This window comes from Arthrobacter sp. LjRoot78 (genome assembly GCF_964254335.1).
Taxonomy (GTDB): domain Bacteria; phylum Actinomycetota; class Actinomycetes; order Actinomycetales; family Micrococcaceae; genus Arthrobacter.
On record NZ_CAXUTG020000001.1, the window covers coordinates 3,368,806 to 3,388,202 of the forward strand.

At 65.9% G+C, this 19,397-nt stretch carries 16 protein-coding genes; 5 read left to right on the forward strand and 11 right to left on the reverse strand.

Annotation, left to right across the window (positions count from 1 at the left end):
- Positions 1–5 precede the first annotated feature (5 nt).
- From ACSQ1X_RS15685 to ACSQ1X_RS15695, 3 genes are all read left to right on the forward strand, one after another.
- Positions 6–473 carry a Fur family transcriptional regulator gene (locus tag ACSQ1X_RS15685; RefSeq protein ID WP_028269678.1) on the forward strand — a complete coding sequence of 156 codons (468 nt, stop codon included), beginning with the start codon at positions 6–8 and terminating at the stop codon, positions 471–473.
- 26 nt (positions 474–499) lie between these two features.
- Positions 500–1,999: a catalase gene (locus ACSQ1X_RS15690; protein WP_436058313.1), complete on the forward strand. Its 1,500-nt coding sequence runs from the start codon at positions 500–502 to the stop codon at positions 1,997–1,999.
- 223 nt (positions 2,000–2,222) lie between these two features.
- Positions 2,223–2,858: a DUF2461 domain-containing protein gene (locus ACSQ1X_RS15695; protein ID WP_055799707.1), complete on the forward strand. Its 636-nt coding sequence runs from the start codon at positions 2,223–2,225 to the stop codon at positions 2,856–2,858.
- 15 nt (positions 2,859–2,873) lie between these two features.
- Here the strand turns inward: ACSQ1X_RS15695 and ACSQ1X_RS15700 are convergent, their stop codons facing one another.
- The 8 genes from ACSQ1X_RS15700 to ACSQ1X_RS15735 all read right to left on the reverse strand — a co-directional run bounded on the left by ACSQ1X_RS15700 (position 2,874) and on the right by ACSQ1X_RS15735 (position 12,572).
- Entirely contained in the window at positions 2,874–3,479 is a 606-nt protein-coding gene (locus tag ACSQ1X_RS15700) for a TetR/AcrR family transcriptional regulator (RefSeq protein WP_055799710.1), read from the reverse strand.
- A 64-nt stretch (positions 3,480–3,543) separates the two neighbouring features.
- Positions 3,544–5,112: an amino acid permease gene (locus tag ACSQ1X_RS15705; RefSeq protein WP_436058314.1), complete on the reverse strand. Its 1,569-nt coding sequence runs from the start codon at positions 5,110–5,112 to the stop codon at positions 3,544–3,546.
- 188 nt (positions 5,113–5,300) lie between these two features.
- A complete protein-coding gene (locus ACSQ1X_RS15710) occupies positions 5,301–5,708 on the reverse strand; it encodes a DUF779 domain-containing protein (RefSeq protein WP_436058315.1) in 408 nt (135 codons plus the stop codon).
- The gene (adhP, locus tag ACSQ1X_RS15715; protein ID WP_436058316.1) at positions 5,708–6,730 is read right to left on the reverse strand and encodes an alcohol dehydrogenase AdhP; all 1,023 of its coding nucleotides are present in this window, start codon (positions 6,728–6,730) and stop codon (positions 5,708–5,710) included. Before adhP ends, ACSQ1X_RS15710 begins: the two co-directional genes overlap by 1 nt.
- A gap of 136 nt (positions 6,731–6,866) precedes the next feature.
- Positions 6,867–8,390 (reverse strand): acetaldehyde dehydrogenase ExaC, encoded by a 1,524-nt coding sequence (gene exaC, locus ACSQ1X_RS15720; RefSeq protein WP_055799718.1) that lies wholly within the window; start codon positions 8,388–8,390, stop codon positions 6,867–6,869.
- 123 nt (positions 8,391–8,513) lie between these two features.
- A complete protein-coding gene (locus ACSQ1X_RS15725; RefSeq protein ID WP_436058317.1) occupies positions 8,514–9,917 on the reverse strand; it encodes a GAF domain-containing protein in 1,404 nt (467 codons plus the stop codon).
- A 121-nt stretch (positions 9,918–10,038) separates the two neighbouring features.
- On the reverse strand, positions 10,039–11,493 hold the full coding sequence (locus ACSQ1X_RS15730; RefSeq protein WP_436059349.1) for an FAD-dependent oxidoreductase: 1,455 nt from the start codon (positions 11,491–11,493) through the stop codon (positions 10,039–10,041).
- A 68-nt stretch (positions 11,494–11,561) separates the two neighbouring features.
- Positions 11,562–12,572: a DNA topoisomerase IB gene (locus ACSQ1X_RS15735; protein ID WP_436058318.1), complete on the reverse strand. Its 1,011-nt coding sequence runs from the start codon at positions 12,570–12,572 to the stop codon at positions 11,562–11,564.
- Between the two features lie 168 nt (positions 12,573–12,740).
- On the opposite strand from ACSQ1X_RS15735, the gene rarD reads away from it, so the two are divergent.
- On the forward strand, positions 12,741–13,763 hold the full coding sequence (gene rarD / locus ACSQ1X_RS15740) for an EamA family transporter RarD (RefSeq protein WP_436058319.1): 1,023 nt from the start codon (positions 12,741–12,743) through the stop codon (positions 13,761–13,763).
- Positions 13,764–13,817: 54 nt separating this feature from the next.
- On the opposite strand, the gene ACSQ1X_RS15745 is transcribed toward rarD, so the two are convergent.
- The 3 genes from ACSQ1X_RS15745 to ACSQ1X_RS15755 form a co-directional block, all read right to left on the reverse strand.
- Positions 13,818–14,687: a universal stress protein gene (locus tag ACSQ1X_RS15745; RefSeq protein WP_436058320.1), complete on the reverse strand. Its 870-nt coding sequence runs from the start codon at positions 14,685–14,687 to the stop codon at positions 13,818–13,820.
- Positions 14,688–14,885: 198 nt separating this feature from the next.
- Positions 14,886–16,256, reverse strand: a complete 1,371-nt coding sequence (gene gabT, locus ACSQ1X_RS15750) for a 4-aminobutyrate--2-oxoglutarate transaminase (RefSeq protein WP_436058321.1) — start codon at positions 16,254–16,256, stop codon at positions 14,886–14,888.
- A 58-nt stretch (positions 16,257–16,314) separates the two neighbouring features.
- Positions 16,315–17,745 (reverse strand): gamma-aminobutyraldehyde dehydrogenase, encoded by a 1,431-nt coding sequence (locus ACSQ1X_RS15755; protein ID WP_055799785.1) that lies wholly within the window; start codon positions 17,743–17,745, stop codon positions 16,315–16,317.
- Positions 17,746–17,912: 167 nt separating this feature from the next.
- On the opposite strand from ACSQ1X_RS15755, the gene ACSQ1X_RS15760 reads away from it, so the two are divergent.
- The gene (locus ACSQ1X_RS15760) at positions 17,913–19,355 is read left to right on the forward strand and encodes a PucR family transcriptional regulator (protein ID WP_055799733.1); all 1,443 of its coding nucleotides are present in this window, start codon (positions 17,913–17,915) and stop codon (positions 19,353–19,355) included.
- Positions 19,356–19,397: the final 42 nt, after the last annotated feature.

Genomic DNA, 19,397 nt, shown 5'->3' on the forward strand with positions numbered 1-19,397 from the left:
GGGCTATGACAGTTCACGAGGCCGGCCAGGATGCATGGGCAGCTGCCCTGCGCGCCCACGGCCGCCGGGTGACCAAACAGCGGCTGGCGGTCCTCACCGCCGTCGAACACCACCCTCACTCGCCGGCTGAAAGCATCCTTGCCGCCGCGCGTGAGGAGCTGCCCGAGATGACCGCACAATCCGTATATGTGGTCCTTGGAGACCTCACGGACCTGCATATGCTGCGCCGGTTCGAACCACCCCACTCCCCTGCGCTGTACGAGACGCGGGTGGGCGACAACCACCACCACGCCATCTGCATCAGTTGCGGGCGGGTGGAGGACGTGGACTGCGCCGTGGGCCATGCGCCCTGCCTCACGCCGCACTGGGACGAAAACTCCGAGCCGATGACCATCCAGATCGCTGACGTTATGTACCAGGGCATCTGCCAGGACTGCCAGCGCACCCAAAAGCTACCCGCCGAACGAAACTAAGCAAGAAAACCAACCAAAGGAGAAAGATGACCTTGAACATCTCTGCGCCCGCTGTGTCCACCACACAGTCCGGTGCTCCCGTCACTTCCGATGCACACTCGAAGGCTGTCGGCGCTGACGGCGCCATCATCCTGACCGACCACTACCTGATCGAGAAGCTCGCACAGTTCAACCGCGAGCGCGTCCCGGAGCGTGTAGTGCACGCCAAGGGCGGCGGAGCCTTCGGTAAGTTCACCACGTCCGAGGACGTCTCCAAGTACACCAAGGCCGCGTTCCTGCAGCCGGGCGTCGAGACCGAAATGCTGATCCGTTTCTCCTCGGTCGCCGGCGAGAACGGCTCCCCCGACACCTGGCGCGATCCCCGCGGCTTCGCCGTCAAGTTCTACACCTCCGAGGGCAACTACGACCTCGTGGGCAACAACACCCCGGTATTCTTCATCCGCGACGGCATCAAGTTCCCGGACTTCATCCACTCGCAGAAGCGCCTCCCGGGCACCCACCTGCGCGATGCCGACATGCAGTGGGACTTCTGGACCCTGTCCCCGGAGTCCGCACACCAGGTCACGTGGCTGATGGGCGACCGCGGCCTGCCGGCTTCCTGGCGCGAAATGCAGGGCTACGGCTCGCACACCTACCAGTGGATCAACGCCGAGGGTGAGCGCTTCTGGGTCAAGTACCACTTCAAGTCCAACCAGGGCGTCAAGACCATCACCGGCGACCGCGCCGAAGAGCTGGCCGGTTCGGATGCGGATTTCTACATCCGCGACCTCCAGGAGAACATTGCTGCCGGCAACTTCCCCTCCTGGGACCTGCACGTCCAGGTCATGCCTTACGAGGACGCCAAGACCTACCGCTTCAACCCGTTCGACCTCACCAAGGTGTGGCCGCACTCGGATTACCCGCTGATCAAGGTGGGCACCATGGAGCTGAACCGGAACCCGGAGAACTACTTCGCGCAGATCGAGCAGGCCACCTTCGCGCCGTCGAACTTCGTGCCGGGCATCGCCGCTTCGCCGGACAAGATGCTGCAGGCCCGCATCTTCTCCTACGCTGACGCGCACCGCTACCGCGTGGGCACCAACCACGCCCAGATCCCGGTGAACCAGCCGAAGAACCAGGTCAACAACTACAGCCAGGACGGCGCCGGGCGTTACCACTTCAACGCCCCCTCCGTTCCGGTCTACGCCCCGAACTCGGTGGGCGGCCCCGCTGCCGTTGAGCCCGCGGTTGCGGGCGGCGGCTGGGAGAACGACGGCGAGCTGACGCTCTCCGCACACTCCCTGCACGCCGAGGACGGCGACTTCGGCCAGGCCGGCACGCTGTACCGGGAAGTGTTCGACGACGGCGCCAAGGCCCGCCTGCTGGACACCATCACCGGTGCGGTGGGCGGCGTGAAGACCCCCGAGATCAAGGAACGCGCCATCCAGTACTGGACCAACGTTGATGCCGACCTCGGCGCCAAGCTGCGCGCCAACCTGGGCACCGGCCAGACCGAATCCGACGCCGAGGCAGCCAACAAGCTGTAGCCTCGTTGTTCTGCGGCGCCCCCGGCGCCGCTGACTGCGATTCACAAGGACACCCCGCTGCGGAGCATCCGCGGCGGGGTGTCCTGCGTTTGCCGTATGCGGCTCTTCCCTGCCGTTTGGCTCTTACCCGCTGTTTTCCCGCATGCCGTTTTCCACATACCGTTTTCCACATACGGGCCCCCGGCCACTGGCCCGGCCGGCGACGCCGCCCTAGGCTCCCTATATGAACACATTCGCCGGTATCCCCGCCGCTGCCTTCGGCTTTTATGCCGAACTTGAGCAGAACAACAACCGGGAGTGGTGGCTGGAGCACAAGCCCGGCTACGAAACGCTCGTCCGGGAACCGCTGACTGCCCTGCTGGCCGAACTGGAGCCGAGGTTCGGGCCCGCGAAGATCTTCCGCCCCAACCGGGATGTCCGGTTCTCGCCGGACAAGTCCCCGTACAAGACGGCCCAGGGGGCCCTCGCGTCCTTCCAGGAAGGCGTGGGCTACTACGTGCAGATCAGCGCCGACGGCCTCCTGGTGGGCGGCGGCTGCCATTCGAGCTCACCGGCCCAGCTTGCCCGCTTCCGGAATTCGGTGGACGCGACCGGAACGGGCGAATCCTTGGAGCAGATCGTCCGCAGGGTCGCCGAGGCCGGCTTTACTGTCGAAGGCGAAAGGCTCAAGACCGTGCCGCGGGGCTTCCCGCGTGAACATCCCCGGGCGGAGCTCCTCAAATACAAGTCGCTCTCCGCCGGCCGGGTGCTGGGTGAACCGGACTGGCTGTCCACGCCTGCAGCCGCTGAGGAAATTGGCCGGCTCTGGGACGAACTGCGGCCCCTCGTTGAATGGATGGGCCGCCACGCAGCACCCTAGGCCCGCGCTTAAAGCTCAGAAGTGCTGGCCGTCGGTGGCCAGGCGGTGCTCAAGGTTCGAGAAGAAGACGGCCACCATCAGCTCGAAGGCCTTCGTCGCTTCCTCGGGCTGGTTCATCACCACAAAATCGAACTGCAGGCCGTAAAAGGTGGACGTGAAGAGCCGGGCGTCAGTGTCCGCGTACTCGGGGCGGATGCCCTGCACCACCAGCCAGTCGCGCGCCTTGTCGTGAAGCATGCGAAAGTGGTCCTGCGCTGTTCCGCGGGGCGAGGCCGCCACGACGTCCTGCGCGGTGGCCTCAAACTCCAGCCTGGCCAGGTGGCGGTTCCGCTGCGCCATGGTCCACTGCCAGGATTCCATCAGGAAAGACCGCCAGGCGTCCCTGTCAATGTCGCGCACGTCCGTGGTGCGCATGCTGTCCAGCCGGGATTCGATGGAGCGGATGATCTCGTTGACCAGCTGTTCCCGGTTGCCGAAGTGGTAGACCAGAACGTAGGAGCTGATGCCCAGGCCCTCTGCGAGGCTCCGGAACGTGAGCTCGGCCAGGGTCTTGTCCATCAGGTAGTCCTGGATGGCGGACAGCAGCTCCGCCTTGCGCTCGGGTTTAACAGCTCTGGCCATGACTCCATCTTATGGAGTCATGGCCAGAGCGAATTCCGCGGGAGTCCGCAGGACGGGCGTGAGATCAGTTACGCGTGAGCGCGTCCTCGTCCTCCGGCGTTGCCTTCGGGGCGGCGTTCGGAGCGGCCTTCGGAGCGCCGTTGACGGCGGCCTTGGCTTCCGCGAACTTCTCATTCAGCCGGGAGTGCCGCTGGCCGTAGGAGAAATAGATCGCCACGCCGATGACCAGCCAGATGGCGAAGAAGATCCACGTCTCAACTGCCAGGTTGGTCATCAGGTAGAGGCACAGGAGTGCGGACACCACCGGGAGGACCTTGCCGAACGGCACGCGGAAAGCCGGCTTCAGGTCCGGGCGCTTCTTCCGCAGGACCAGGATGCCCAGGCTCACCATCACAAAGGCGGACAGCGTGCCGATGTTGATCATTTCCTCGAGCAGGTCCACGTTGGTCAGGCCTGCCACGACGGCCACAGCCGCGCCGCAGATGATCTGGAGGCGGACCGGCGTCGCACGGATGGTGCTGGTCTTGGACAGCGAACGCGGCAGCAGGCCGTCGCGGCTCATGGCCAGGACCACGCGGGACAGGCCCATCAGCAGCACCATGATCACCGTGGTGAGGCCCACGAGGGAGCCGAACGCGATGACCTTGGCGGCGTCGGTGTTGCCCACGGCTTCGAAGGCGGTGGTCAGTGTGGGGTTCTTGGCCTCGGCCAGCTGCGTGTAGGACACCATGCCGGTCAGGGCGAGCGACACCAGGATGTAGAGGACAGTGACGATCGCCAGGCCGCCGAAGATGCCCCGCGGCAGGGTCTTCTGCGGGTTCTTGACCTCTTCGGCCGAGGTTGCCACGACGTCGAATCCGATGAAGGCGAAGAAGACGAGCGCCGCGCCGGCGAAGATGCCCAGGGTGCCGTACTGTGCCGGAACGGCTCCGGTCAGGAAACCGAAGAAGGACTGCTTGAGCACGTCAGCCGTGCCCGAGGCGGCCGTGGGTTCGGAGGCCGGAACGAACGGCGAGTAGTTCTCGACCTTCACGTAGGTGAAGCCGACCACGATGACGAACAGCACGACGGCGATCTTGATCAGGGTGAAAATGTTGCCAACGCGGGCGGACAGCTTTGTCCCCAGCACCAGCAGGACGGTGAAGACTGCCACGATCAGGAAGGCACCCCAGTAGAGGTCGATGCCGCCGAGCGAGATGGCGGGCGGAATGTCCACGCCCATGAGCGCGAAGACCTTGCTGAGGTAGATGCCCCAGTACTTGGCGATCACGGCCGCGGCGGTGAAGAGTTCCAGGATGAGGTTCCAGCCGATGATCCAGGCCAGCAGCTCGCCCATGGTGGCGTACGTGAAGACGTAGGCGGAACCCGCCACCGGGATGGCCGTGGCAAACTCGGCGTAGCACATGATGGCCAGCGCACAGGTGACCGCGGCAATGGCGAAGGAAACCGTCACGGCGGGGCCGGCGAAGTTCGCGGCAGCCTTGGCTCCGACGGAGAAGATCCCGGCACCAACTGCGACGGCGACGCCCATGATCATGAGGTCCCACGTGCTCAGGGAACGCTTCAGCTTGCGTCCGGGTTCATCGGCGTCGGCGATCGACTGCTCGATGGATTTCGTCCGGAAAAGGTTCATAGGAAAGTCCACAATCTCGATAGCTTGCTGGAAACAGACTTATCAAGAGTAGTGTCCATCCAGTGGACGGTCACATTTATCCCAAATAGTGAGACGCCAAAGAGCGCGAACGAACAGTTGGGGCCCCTCGGGAGAGGGGCCCCAACTGTTCGTTCGCGCTCCTGTTGGGCGCTGTTTGGGAGGGCAGCTCAGGACGGCCAGTCCATCAGCTTTGACCGGATCAGGAACCGCTTCCCTTCCGGCGCCTCAACCGAGAACCCGCTCCCCCGGCCCGGCACCACGTCCACGGTCAGGTGGGTGTGGCTCCAGTAGTTGAACTGCTCCTTGGACATCCAGAACTCAAGGGGCTGCGGCTCCACGCCGTCGGCGATGTCGAACAGCCCCAGGAGGACGTCCGCGCCGGCGGTGATGAACTCCCCGGCCGGATAACACATGGGCGAGGATCCGTCACAGCAACCGCCGGACTGGTGGAACATCAGAGGCCCGTGTTGGATCCAGAGCTTTCTGAGCAGCTCCACCGCTTCGGCGGTGAGCGCCACCCGGGAGATGTCCTCCCCGGGTAGCGTCACTGCGGCATGAAGCCTCGCCTCCGACATCAGTACTTGATGACGACGCGGCCGTCGATCTTGGCGTGCTTCATCTCGTCAAGAACGGCGTTGACTTCGGAAAGCTCCCGGGTGGACACGGTGGGGTGGATCTTGCCCTCTGCGTAGAACTCGAGTGCTTCCTCGAGGTCCTGCCGGGTACCCACGATGGAGCCCCGGACCGTCAGGCCCTTGAGCACGATCTCAAAGATCGGCGCAGGGAAGTCGCCCGGCGGCAGCCCGTTGAACACGATGGTTCCACCACGGCGCGCCATCCCGATCGCCTGCCCGAATGCTGACGGGTGCACAGCAGTGACCAGGACTCCATGGCAACCTCCGGTTTCACGTTGGATGACTTCGGCGGGATCGTCGTGCAGCGCGTTCACGGTGAGTTCCGCGCCGTGCTTCTTGGCCAGGGCCAGTTTGTCGTCCGCAATGTCCACGGCGGCGACCCGCAGACCCATCGCCACGGCGTACTGGACGGCGATGTGCCCGAGCCCGCCGATGCCGGAAATGGTGACCCACTGACCCGGCTTGGCCTCGGTCATTTTCAGCCCCTTATAGACGGTGACCCCGGCGCAGAGCACCGGTGCCACCTCCACGGGGTCCGAACCCGCGGGAATCCTGGCGGCGAAGCGGCTGTCCACCAGCATGTACTGCCCGAACGAGCCGTCAACGCTGTAACCGGCGTTCTTCTGCGCTTCACACAACGTCTCCCAGCCGGTGCGGCAGTACTGGCAGTCACCGCAGGCGGACCAGAGCCAGGCGTTGCCCACGAGGTCTCCGACAGCCAAATCAGTGACACCTTCACCCAAGGCAACAACTTCGCCTACGCCTTCGTGGCCGGGGATGAACGGCGGTGAGGGCTTGACCGGCCAGTCGCCCTCGGCTGCGTGAAGGTCCGTGTGGCAGACACCGGTGGTGATGACCTTGACCAGCGCCTCACCGCGCCCCGGGGTGGGAATGGGGAGGGTCTGGATCTGAAGATCCTTGCCGAATTCAGTTACTACGGCTGCTTGCATTGTCGTCGTCATTGGCGAAATCCTTGCGTCGTTAAAGCATTGCTTTTGAGGGGGCGGTAAAGGGTCGTGCTGCCTTCCTGAGGGGTGGCCAGGTGGTGCGGGCGGGGACGGATGCGTGCAATCCGTCCCCGCCCGGGCTCAGAGCGGCCTAGAAGAAGCCGAGCTTGTTTTCGTTGTAGCTGACCAGGAGGTTCTTGGTCTGCTGGTAGTGGTCCAGCATCATGGAGTGGTTTTCACGTCCGATGCCGGAGGACTTGTATCCGCCGAACGCTGCGCCGGCCGGGTAGGCGTGGTAGTTGTTGACCCAGACACGGCCCGCCTGGATTTCGCGGCCGGCACGGTACGCAACGTTGCCGTTGCGGGACCAGACACCGGCGCCCAGGCCGTAGAGCGTGTCGTTGGCGATGTCCATGGCGTCGCTGTAATCGCTGAAGCGGGTCACGGAAACCACCGGGCCGAAGATCTCCTCCTGGAAAATCCGCATCTTGTTGTTGCCTTCGAAAACGGTCGGCTGGACGTAATAGCCGCCCGCCAGATCGCCTTCCAGCTGGGCGCGGGCGCCGCCGGTGAGCACCTTGGCACCTTCCTGCTTGCCGATGTCGATGTAGGAGAGGATCTTTTCCAGCTGGTCGTTGGAGGCCTGTGCGCCCACCTGGGTTTCGGTGTCCAGCGGATTGCCTTGAATCATCTTCTCCACACGGGCCACGGCGTCGGCCATGAAGGAGTCGTAGATGTCTTCCTGGACCAGGGCTCGGGAGGGGCAGGTGCAGACTTCGCCCTGGTTGAAGGCGAACAGCGCGAAGCCTTCCTGTGCCTTGTCATAGAACGCGTCGTCGGACTCGGCAACGTCGTTGAAGAAGATGTTCGGGCTCTTGCCGCCGAGCTCCAGGGTGACCGGGATCAGGTTCTGGCTGGCGTACTGGCTGATCAGCCGGCCAGTGGACGTCTCGCCGGTGAAGGCGATCTTGCGGATCCGGGGGCTGGAGGCGAGGGGCTTGCCGGCCTCGACGCCGAAGCCGTTGACCACGTTGAGCACGCCGGCAGGCAGCAGATCGCCGATGAGTTCCATCAGGACCAGGATCGAGGAGGGCGTCTGCTCTGCGGGCTTAAGGACCACGGCGTTGCCCGCGGCCAGTGCCGGGGCGAGCTTCCAGACGGCCATGAGGATGGGGAAGTTCCACGGGATGATCTGGCCTACGACGCCGAGGGGCTCGTGGTAGTGGTAGGCGGTGGTGTCGTCGTCGAGCTGTGACAGCCGGCCTTCCTGGGCCCGGACGGCGGAGGCGAAGTAGCGGAAGTGGTCGGCGGCCAGCGGAATGTCCGCGTTGAGGGTTTCGCGGATCGGCTTGCCGTTGTCCCAGGACTCGGCGACGGCGAGCATCTCGAGGTTCTCGTCGATGCGGTCCGCGATCTTGTTCAGGATGGCTGCGCGCTCGGCGACGGAGGTCTTGCCCCAGGAGGGCGCGATCTTGTGTGCGGCGTCCAGTGCCAGTTCGATGTCCTCGGCCGTGCCGCGGGCCACCTCGCAGAATGCCTTGCCGGTGACCGGGGTGATGTTTTCGAAGTACTGGCCCTTGACGGGGGCAACCCACTCGCCGCCGATCCAGTTCTCGTAGCGGTCCTTGAACGTGACCTTCGAACCTTCGGTACCGGGCTGTGCGTAGACAGTCATTGCTAGCTCCTTTGCTGTGCAAGATGATTAGCGGCCAGTACTGCGGCCGCCGTTGCATTCAGCGTAGGAGCGGGGAGGTTGCAGTCAGGTTGCAACCCAAGTGACGCGGCTCACGTTGTGAGGTCAGGCGCTGAGTTCAGTTTCCAGCCGTTCAAGATCGGCGACGAGGGCGGCCCGCCTGGGCGAGCGCGGCGGCAGGAGCTTCAGTGCGGCGATGCGGACGCCGACGTCGTCCTTTGCTTCCGGCAGTTCCGCGTACTTCAGCAGCGCATCAGCGCTGCCGTCGGTGAGCACCGCTTCGCGCAGCAGCGAGGATACGCGGTCCCTGAGTTCGACGATGCCCGGCGCTTCCGAGCGGGGCAGCACGGCGCCGCGGTAGATCTCCAGGGCGATGCGGTGCGCCCCGCGCTGCAGGCAGTTGAGGACCTGGCCGGAATCCGGCATGAGGTCCATCGGCAGCCGATAGGGTCGGGACCCGGGGACGGCCTCCGGGCTGAGCTGCTGCAGGACCTTGCGCAGGCGCACCATCTCGGGGCGGAGCGTCATGGAGGTGCCCTCGCCCGGGTACAACAGGGTGCAGAGTTCCTCCGCGCTGAGACCGTCCGGATGGACGCTGAGAAGTGCCAGGATTTCGCTGTGCCGGGCCGAGAGCGCCACGGTGCGGCCCTCAATGCTGAGCAGTGCCTGATCCCGGCCCAGGATCTGGAGGCTGTTGCGGTAGAGGCTGCCGGTACCCGCGGCGGACCCAGTGCGCCCCGCGGCAGCCGCGGACCGCCGTCGGGCAGGTGCGGCCTGGCGGGCGGCCGCCAGCTGGAGCCGCTCCACGCGCAACTGGGCCTGGGCTGCCGCAACGGTGGCTTCCACCAGTGAGAGCGTGTGCGGTGCGACGGCGGATTCGGTGCCGGTGATGTCCACGACCCCCAGCAGGGCGCCGGAGTCCGGGTCGTGGAACGGCACGGCCGTGCAGCTCCACGGGTGGACGGAGCGCTTGTAGTGCTCGGCGCCGGAAATCTGGATGCTGCGGCCCAGGGCCAGGGCTGTGCCCGGGGCACTGGTGCCCACGCTGGCCTCGGACCAGTCGGCGCCGGCCACGAACATCATGCCCTCGGCCCGGCGCTGCGTCACGGCGTCGCCCTCCACCCACAGGAGCCGGCCCACCTCGTCACCCACGGCTACCAGCAGGCCGCTGTCGTGGCTGGGCAGGACCAGGAGCTTATGGATGACGGGCATGATGGTGGCGAGGGGATGCTGCCGGCGGTATTCCTCGAGCTCTTCCTGGTCCATGGCCAGCGGCGCTTCGGGGTTGTCCGGATTCGCGCGGAACTGGACTGATCGCTGCCAGGATTCCTCCACGAGGCTTCGCAGTCCGGGCACGCGAACGTTATTGGCCTGACCGGAGCTGCCGGCACCGAGCGGGCCGGGTCCGGCCAGCAGTTCGTGACCAGCGAGGGCATGCCGCTGAAGCAGTGCCGCAGCGTCAACGCTGTCCGCGCTGCCAGGGACGGCCGGCTGCATTGTTTTCCTCATTGGACTCCCCTGCCGGCACAACAGTGTGCCAGGCGTGACGGCATGCCGAAGTGGCTTGGTCCGGCCAGTCTAGTTCCCGCCCGGCGCCGCCGCCACCGGTCCGTTGGTCCACCGGAGCGGGTCAGTCCTCAGCGCTGCGGGAGATGCGGATCATTTCCTCGCGCGGCACAACCTTCACCCGTTCACGCACGACGCCGGTGTCCGCCTGCGCTTCCGTCCACGCCTTCCCGAGGGCTGCTTCGTGCGCGTCGAGCCTGTTCCAGCCTTCCCAGGTGGTGTACTCCACCCCCCGCTCCTCAAGCAGGGCGATGATGGCGTGCGGATCCGGGTTCTGCGCCGGCGGCAGGGTCAGCCGGTCCTCGAGCAGGCAGCCGATGGTCTCCAGGGCATCGCCCTTGGTGTGCCCGATGAGGCCGACGGGACCGCGCTTGATCCAGCCGGTGGCGTAGATCCCCGGGACGGGGTTGCCGGCAGCGTCCAGGACGCGGCCGCCCTCGTTGGGGATCACGCCTGCTTTGGCGTCGTATTCCAGTTCGTCCAGCGGCGATCCGTGATAGCCGATGGCCCGGTAGACAGCCTGGACGGGGTAGTCGATGTACTCTCCCGTGCCCTTGACGTTGCCTGTGCCGTCCAGCTGCATCCGCTCAAACTTGATCCCCGCAACCTTGCCGTTGCCCGCGGCGCTACCCGCGGCGTCGTAGATCTCGACCGGGCTGTGCAGGAAGTGCAGGTGGAGCCGGCGGGAGGAGGGCACTTCGGCTTCGGCGTGCTCTTCAACCAGCCAGTTGGTCATGGTGTTCACCATGGTCTTGGTCTGGTTGTTGGTGCGGATGGCTTCCTCGGAGGCTTCGTCGAACTCAAAGTCCTCGGGGTACAGCACGATGTCAACGTCCTTGGCGTGGCTCAGTTCGCGCAGCTCCAGCGGGGTGAACTTCACCTGGGCCGGGCCGCGGCGGCCGAAGACGTGGACGTCCGTGACCGGGGAGTTTTTCAGCGTCCGGTAAACGTTGTCCGGGATTTCCGTGGACAGCAGCTCGTCGGCGTGCTTCACCAGCATGCGGGCCACATCCAGGGCCACGTTACCGTTGCCGATGACCGCGATTTCCTTGGCGTCCAGCGGCCAGTCACGGGACACGTCGGGGTGGCCGTCGTACCAGGAGACGAAGTCGGCGCCCCCGTAGGAGCCCTCGAGCTCGACGCCGGGAATGTTCAGGTCCGCGTCCTTGATGGCGCCGGTGGAGAAAATCACGGCGTCGTAAAAAGCGCGGAAATCATGGAGTTTCAGGTCGCGGCCATACGTCACGTTGCCGAGGAAGCGGATGTCGCCCCGGTCCAGCACCTTGTGGAGCGCGTTGACGATGCCCTTGATGCGCGGGTGGTCCGGAGCCACGCCGTAGCGGATCAGGCCGTACGGTGCAGGGTAGGCCTCGAAAAGGTCGATGCTGACTTCAAAGTCGCCGTCCTTGACCTCATTGGACTTGGTCAGGATGTCCGCAGCGTAGACGCCTGCCGGTCCGGCGCCGACGATCGCGACGCGGAGCGGACGTTTGGGGGTGGTTTCGGCCGAATTGGACACCGGGAGCCCTTCCAGAACTGAGAGACTGCGCCAGGTCACTTAGCGCACAATTCCCCCATTCTAAGTGGTCAGCCCGCTTTCCCCGGGGAGTTATTGAGGGATACGACGTCGCCCTCCTGGTACAGCAGGGCGCGCAGTTCGGATTCGGCCGAGCCCGTCCGGCGCGGGTCGATGGTCTCCCCCGCGGAAAAATGATCCAGCAGGCGCGGATCCACATAGCTTTTACGGGCGATCGACGGCGTGTTCCCGAGCACCGCCGCGGCGTCCTGCATCGCCAGGCTGATGGCCCGCTTCTTCGCCGCCACCGTCGCCTGCGGCCCGGACCGGGCGAGACTGACCGCCGCGGCCACCGTGCCTCGAAGGGTGCGGAAATCCTTGGCGGTGAAGTCCGCGCCGGTGCGTTCCTTCACGTATTCATTGATGTCAGCACTGCCCACCGGATGCCAGCTGCGCCCGTTCTTGTACGCCAGGAGCCTGGCGTTACCACCGCGGCGCTTGAGCGAACGGACCAGGGCGGCGAGGTCGGCGTCGTCGATCTCCGAGTCCCAGGTCTTGCCGCTCTTGGCGGGGAAGCTGAGCTGGAGGGCCTCCTGCTTCACTTTCACGTGCGCGCACAGCAGGGTGGCCAGGCCGTGGCTGCCGTTCTCGTTGGTGTACCGCTCGGATCCGACCCGCAGCGATCCGCTGTCCAGCATCCTGAAGGCACCCGCCAGGACGCGTTCGCGGGAGAATCCCTCGTTGCGGAGGTCCATGGTGACCAGCCTGCGTGCCCCTGGCAGGGATTCGGCGAGCTGAAGGGCCCGGTCGAACTTGAGCCGGTCCTTCTTTTCACGCCAGGCCGGGTGGTAGATGTACTGGCGGCGACCCACCGCGTCCAGTCCGGTGGCCTGGATGTGGCCGTTGTCGTAGGGCGCAATCCACACATCGGTCCACGCCGGCGGGATGCCGATGCTCTCCAGCCGCTCCCGGACAGGCCCCGGGGGCAGCGTGGAACCGTCCAGGTCGCGGTAGGTGAAGCCCGTGCCTGCGGCCAGCCGCCGGTAGCCCCTGCCCGAGGCGTTGCTGTGGCGGAGCCTCACCGGAGCGCCCGCTCAGAATGCGCGTTCATATTGGTAAGCCTACTGAGTACCGCAAGCCCCTGGGGTACCGTTCCCGCAGTATCGGCATTGTGTTGGCGGAATACCGCCGGCGGAGGTGGTGTTATTGATCGTGTGCCTACACCCGACGGAACCGCCACCCCTATTGCTATGACCGCACCGGGCAGCCCTGTTTCCGCTGCCGCGTCCAACAGCGCTTCCGGCGGACAGCCGGCACGCCCCGGAGCCGCGCTTAAGGCCGTGGACAAGGACACCACGGCGGGTGTCCTCTTCGGGATCGGCGCATATGGACTCTGGGGGCTGCTGCCCCTTTACTTCTTCGTGCTGCAGCCCGCAGGTGCGGTGGAAATCGTGGCCAACCGGGTGGTGTGGTCGCTGGTGTTCTGCACGCTGCTGGTGACGGTCACCCGTTCCTGGGGCGTCCTGGCGGCTGCGTTCCGTGACCGGGCCATCTTCGGCACGTTGTCCATCGCCGCGGCCCTCATCGCCGTCAACTGGCTGACCTACACGTACGGTGTGACCACCGGCCAGGCCGTGGAGGCGTCCCTGGGCTATTTCATCAACCCCCTCGTCTCCGTCCTGCTGGGCGTGTTCGTACTCAAGGAAAAGCTGCGTCCGCTCCAGTGGGCCGCCGTCGGGATCGGGTTCATCGCCGTGGTGGTCCTGACGATTTCGTACGGGAAACTCCCGTGGATCGCGCTGACGCTGGCGGTGAGCTTCGGGCTCTATGGCTTCGTAAAGAAGCGGATCGGTCCCAAGGCGGACGCCATCACCAGCCTGACGATGGAGACGGTGGTGCTCACTCCCCTGGCGGCCGCCACGATGATCTTCCTCGCCGTCAGCGGCACCAACACGCTCGGAACCCAGGGCTCCGCGCACTTCTGGCTCCTGGTTTCCTCGGGCGTGATCACGGCCGTGCCGCTGCTGTTCTTCGGAGCCTCTGCCCGCCGCCTGCCCATGACCACCATCGGGCTGCTGCAGTACTTCGCGCCCGTGCTCCAGTTCATCGTTGCCCTGGTGGTGTTCAAGGAGGCCATGACCCTGGACCGCTGGATCGGCTTCGGCGTGGTGTGGCTGGCTCTGCTGGTGCTGACCGTGGACATGCTGGCCGCGACGCGCCGGAACTCCGTGGCCCGGAAGCGTGCGCTGCGGGAAGCGCGAACGGGCAGATAAGGCCCTGTTTTCCGCTTTTTGGGGGCATTATCTGCCCGCTCGCGCTCTGCTGGGTCAGGGCGCCATGGCGGTGTCCACCCGCTCGTACTCGCGCGGGATGACCACCATGGGCACCGGCAGCGCGCGGAGCACCTTGTTGGCCGTGCTTCCAATGAACAGCTTGTTCTTCTCGGCCAGGCGCGAGGAACCCACAATCAGAATCTCGCCGTCATCCCATTCGAGGTCATCGATGCATTCCTCGATGGTGCGGCCGTGGGCAACTTCCACCGTGACTTTGTGCCCGTCAGGAAGACGGCGCGACGCTTCGGTGAGCACGGTGTTCGCGTGGATGTGCGCCGCGTTGACCACTTCGCCCGGGTCGCCTTCGGCGTCGAGTTCCACCAGGGAAACCATCCGCAGCGGCACGCTCCGGCGTCCCGCCGCCCCGATGGCGACGTCGATCGCCGCTTCCGCGCCGGCGCGCTGGCCGACGGCGAGGGTCAGCCGGGTGATCGCCTCGGTCCGGCGGTAGCCGCGCGGAGCCAGCGCGACGGGCACGGGCGATGCATGCAGGAGGCCGTTGGCCACGCTGCCCACGGTGTGGCGCTTGAACAGTCCGTTGCTCGCCGCCCCAACCACAATAAGTGCGGCGTCATTGTCAACGGCGGCCTCGATCAGTCCCGCGGCGAACGAGTCCGCGTGGCGCGCATGGAACTCCACGGGGACGTCGTCCGGGACCCGACTGAGCCCTTCGCGCTGCGCGTCCTGCACTGCCTTCTCGTTGGCGAGGACATGGCCGCTCGCCACGTCCTGGGCAACATGCAGCCCTTTGTCCACCACAAAGACCAGATCCAGCTGCGCGCCCTGCGCCCGGGCCAATGCGGTGGCCAGGGCAACGGCATCCGCGCCGCGCTCGTTTGGTGTGTAGCCGACTACGTATCGCATGGGTGAACCCCTCTTTGGGTCTGGGGCAGAATCCAGCCTCGCTCGGGGTTCCCGGGCGACGTCGGCCGGTCTGCGTTCCTGCAGTGGTACTGCTGACTCTAGCCCACACGGGCACCAATCAGGGGGGACATTTTCCAGCGGAAAACACGGAGAGCCGCGGACGGTCTGTCCGCGGCTCTCCGGTTGTAATGAGGGTGGTTAGGCGTGCGCCTTGATGGCGGCGGCCAGCACCTCGAGGCCGTCCAGCAGCAGCTCGTCGCCGATGACCAGCGGCGGCAGCAGCCGGATGACGTTGCCGTACGTGCCGCAGGTGAGGATGATGACGCCTTCCTTCAGGCAGGCGGCTGCAACGGCCTTGGTCAGCTCCGGGTTCGGTTCCTTGGAGCCGGCCTGCACGAGCTCGATGGCCAGCATGGCGCCGCGTCCGCGGATGTCGCCGATCACGGATTTCCCCGAAGCGGCAAGCTCGGCCTGCAGTTCGCGGAGGCGGCCGGTGGCCAGTTCCTCGATGTGCTTGGCGCGGCCGTTGAGGTCGTATTCCTCCATGGAGCCGATGGACGCGAGGGCAGCGGCGCAGGCAACCGGGTTGCCGCCGTAGGTGCCGCCGAGGCCGCCCGGGTGGACGGCGTCGAGCAGGTCTGCCCGGCCGGTGATCGCGGAGAGCGGCATGCCCCCGGCGATGCCCTTGGCCATGGTGATGATGTCCGGGACAACACCTTCGTGGTTGACGGCGAACCATTCACCCGTGCGGCAGAAGCCGGACTGGACCTCGTCGGCAATGAAGACGATGCCCTTTTCCTTGGCCCAGGCGGCCAGTGCCGGCAGGAAGCCGTCGGCCGGGACGATGAAGCCGCCCTCGCCCTGGATCGGTTCGATGATGATCGCGGCCACGGACTCGCCGCCGATCTGCTTCTCGATCATGGTGATGGCGCGCTTGGCGGCCTCTGCACCGGTGATTGAGGGGTTTTCCTCGCGGAACGGGTAGCTCATGGGCATGCGGTAGACCTCGGGCGCGAACGGGCCGAAGTTGGTCTTGTACGGCATGGCCTTGGCGGTCAAGGCCATGGTCAGGTTGGTGCGGCCGTGGTAGGCGTGGTCAAAGGCGACGACGGCGTCACGGCCGGTGGCCAGGCGGGCCACCTTGACGGCGTTTTCCACGGCTTCGGCACCGGAGTTGAACAGTACCGTTCGCTTTTCGTGGTCGCCGGGGGTGAGCCGGTTCAGCTGCTCGGCGACTGCCACGTAGCCTTCGTACGGGGTGACCATAAAGCAGGTGTGGGTGAAGTGCTCCACGGCTTCCTTCACGGCGCCGACGACGGCGGGATCGGACGCGCCGACGCTGGTCACGGCGATGCCGGAGCCAAGGTCGATGAAGGAGTTGCCGTCGACGTCGTGGATGATCCCGCCGTCGGCATCCGCGACGTAGACGGGGACGCTGGAGGCGACGCCGGCTGCCACGACAGCCTTGCGACGTTCGGTCAGCGCGATGGACTTGGGGCCCGGGAAGTCGGCCTGGACGCGGCGTTTCTGCTCGAGACGGAAGGTGATGTCATGGGCGGTTGCAGTCATGGGAATGCCTTTCTGGAAAATCGTGGAGTGAGTGAAGCGTCGGAGTTATGCGTCTGCTTTATGCATCCAGTGCACTCATCACATGCTTGATGCGCGTGTAGTCCTCGACGCCGTACATGGAAAGGTCCTTGCCGTAGCCGGATTGCTTGAAGCCGCCGTGCGGCATTTCGGCGGTCAGCAGGATGTGGGTGTTGATCCACACCGCGCCGAAATCCAGGTCGCGGCTGACGCGCATGGCGGTGCCGTGGTCGGTGGTCCAGACGCTGGAGGCCAGGGCGTAGTCGACGTCGTTCGCCAGCTCCACGGCCTCGGCCTCGGAGCTGAACGTCTGGACGGTGATGACCGGTCCGAAGGTTTCCTTCTGGACGATGTCGTCGGTCTGCTTGGCGCCGGTGATGATGGTGGGTTCGAAGAAGAAGCCCTTGTCCCCTGCCCGGTGGCCGCCGGTGACAATCTTGCAGTTCGCGGGCAGGTGCTCCACAACCGACGTCACGGCGTTGAAGTGGTTCACGTTGTTGAGCGGGCCGAAGTAGTTGTCTTCGTCGTTCTGCGAGCCGGTGTGAAGGGTCTTGGTGTGTTCCACCATGGCTGCCACGACGTCGTCGTGAACGGAGTCTTCCACCAGGACGCGGGTGATGGCGGTGCAGTCCTGGCCGGCGTTGAAGAAGGCGAACTCGGCGATGGCCGCGGCGCTCTTCTTGATGTCGGCGTCCTTGAAGACGATGGCCGGGGCCTTGCCGCCGAGCTCCAGGTGCGCGCGCTTGAGTCCCTTGGCAGCACCGGAGGCCACGGCGATGCCGGCCCGGACGGAGCCGGTGATGGAGACAAGGCCGGGGACCTTGTGCTCCACCATCATGGCGCCGGTTTCACCGGTGCCAAGCACCACGTTGAGGACGCCGGCCGGGAAGATCTCCCCGGCAAGGCGGGCGAGGACCAGGGTGGACTCGGGGGTGGTGTCCGAGGGCTTGAGCACCACGGTATTCCCGGCGGCGAGCGCGGGGCCGATCTTCCAGATGGCCATCAGGAACGGGTAGTTCCAGGGGGCCACCTGGGCCACGACGCCGATGGGTTCACGGCGCACGTAGGAAGTGTGGCCTTCGAAGTACTCGCCGGCTGACTTGCCTTCGAGGATGCGGGCGGCGCCGGCGAAGAAGCGCAGCTGGTCGGCGCCGGCGGCGACTTCCTCCGACGCGATCAGCGAACGCACCTGGCCGGTGTTGCGGTGCTGGGCTTCGACGAGTTCATCGCTGTTGGCCTCGACGGCGTCGGCAAGCTTGAGGAGCATCAGCTGCCGCTGGGCCGGGGTGACGTGCTTCCAGGTCTTGAAGGCATCCTTGGCAGCCGTCATGGCGGCGTCGACGTCGGCCTGCACGGAGATGGGCGATTTCGCCACCACCTCACCGTTGGTGGGATTCACGATGTCCAGCAGACCGGTGCCGGCGGGCGTGACGAATTCGCCGTTGATGAAGTTCTGCAAGGTTTGGACCACGGTGTTCAACCTCTTTCATGCTGGTTTCTGTAACCGGTTCTGCGACCGGCCCAGTGTTGCGACTGCTCATGAGCCTATGCCAGGGCCGGTACGCAGGGAATAGCCACCTGCACACCATCCCCGGAATCCTTTAGTGCGGTTGCCCAGCGCGCAGCTATCCTGAATCCATGGCAATTTCCCTCGCCGCCCTGCTGGGCGTCCAGTCGCTCAAGCTCGTCAAATCCGGCCTCGCCGAGACGACGTGGCACCAGGACATCCACTGGGTCGCCGTCACCGAGCAGGAGGACCCGCAGCGCTTCCTCAATGGCGGCGAGCTGGTGCTGACCACCGGGATGCGGCTGAAGTCCGCCCCGGACCAGCGCCGCTTTGTGCGGCAGGTGCAGCGGGCGGGTGCGGTGGGGATCGGTTTCGGGATCGGGCTGACGCACGACGCCGTTCCGCCGGCGCTGATTGCAGAGGCCAACCGCTGGGGCCTTCCCGTGGTGGAGGTCCCCTACGAGACACCGTTCATTGCGATCACCAAGCTGGTGGCGGATGCCCAGTCGGCGGACCACTACGCGAAACTGGAACGGCTCATCGCGGGACACCAAATCCTGGCCCGCGCCCTGCTGACCGGCGGCGGCCTCTCCGAGCTGCTCAAGAACCTCGGCTCCATGCTGCGCACGGATATTGTCCTGACCCAGTTCACTGCGCAGCTGTACAACAGCGTTCCCGGCAACCCCGCCCCCACGGCCGACACGTGGGCGTCCTACCCCATCCCCACCGGCCGGCGCGACGCGTGCACCCTCTGGGTCCGGCAGCCGTTCGAGGACTCCGGCATCGTCGGTTATGCCCAGAACCTCATCAGCGTCGAGTTGAACAACATGGTCAAGCAGCGGCAGGCCCAGCGGGCGCTGTCCGGCCAGGTCCTGGAGGACGTGATCCACGGGACCCTGGAATCCAGCGAGGCGGCCCGGCGGCTTGCCGGCATCGGCATCAACAGCACCCGCAAGAGCGTGGTCCTCCTCGCCGAGTCCGCGGCGCATCCCAAGCAGCTGGTGAGCTCCTCGATGCCGCGGCCGCTGGAGCACGGCGTGACCGCCGTCGTCGGGAAGGACCTGATCGTCGTTGTCCAGGACGACGGCAGCGGGGCCGCCGCCCTGGCGAAGAGCCTCAGCGACCATCTGGCCGAGGCCGGCATCCACGCCACGATCGGCATCGGCGGCGCCTACACCAAACCCAACGGGGTGCGCTGGAGCTACTTCGAGGCGCGCGACGCGGCCAGCCACGGCCTACCCGTCAACGAGCCCGAGCGCCTCAGCCTCACGTCGCTGCTCCTGGCCAGCGAGGACGTGCCGCTGGCGGACATGGCGAACGAGTCCCTCAACCCGCTGCGGAACTTCGACGCCCTGCACGGGGCCGAGCTGATGGCCACGCTGGAGAGCTACCTGAACAACAACGGCTCGGTGGCCGCCGTCGCCGAAGCGCTGACGCTGCACCGCAACACCGTGCGGTACAGGCTGGCGCAGATCACCGAGCTGACCGGCTACGATCCCGCGCAGACCCAGGACCGCGTGCAGCTCTGGCTGGCCCTGGCGGTCCAGCGGCTGAACCAGCGCCAGCAGCGGTAAGAAGCGGCTTTTCGGCCAGCACCGATTGCAGAGGGCCGCTTC